General features: G+C 33.4%; 1 protein-coding gene. It reads right to left on the bottom strand.

The window, feature by feature from the left end; all coding sequences use genetic code 11:
- Positions 1–386, bottom strand: a 386-nt coding sequence (locus CCZ01_RS10690; RefSeq protein WP_181566411.1) for a hypothetical protein, incomplete at both ends; no start/stop codon positions are given.

The raw sequence follows: 386 nt of genomic DNA, 5'->3' as shown, positions 1-386 counted from the left end.
CTTCCTCTGCATAATCAAATAAATTCTTAGGTTCTATTTTTGTCTGTTTTAGCTTTTTTCTCTGCTTTTTTAAGCCTTCTTTTGTTGTATGCGTAATTTCTTCAATATCACCAAAGCTGACAATCTTTGTTTTACTGCCATCATCTTTTAAAAACTCCTTGCTTAAAATCTCGCCATTGTATGCTTCTTTTTTGATAATGGTTTGTCCAAAGCTTTGTGTGATAAGGGTTTTACTTGGTGGTAAAAGAGGGCTAATGAAACTATGAATTTCTAACTCTTTAGAATCGCTTTGCACAATCTGATTTAAAACGCCTCGCTCATCAGAAAACCATTCACCTTTTTTGAATGTAAGCTCTGAAGGAGGTTTAATGTCTTCTTTTTTAGGA

The sequence above is a fragment of the Helicobacter monodelphidis genome, assembly GCF_003288845.1.
Lineage (GTDB): Bacteria > Campylobacterota > Campylobacteria > Campylobacterales > Helicobacteraceae > NHYN01.
The sequence above is the reverse complement of the archived record's forward strand: the minus strand, read 5'-3'. Positions and strand labels throughout refer to the sequence as shown.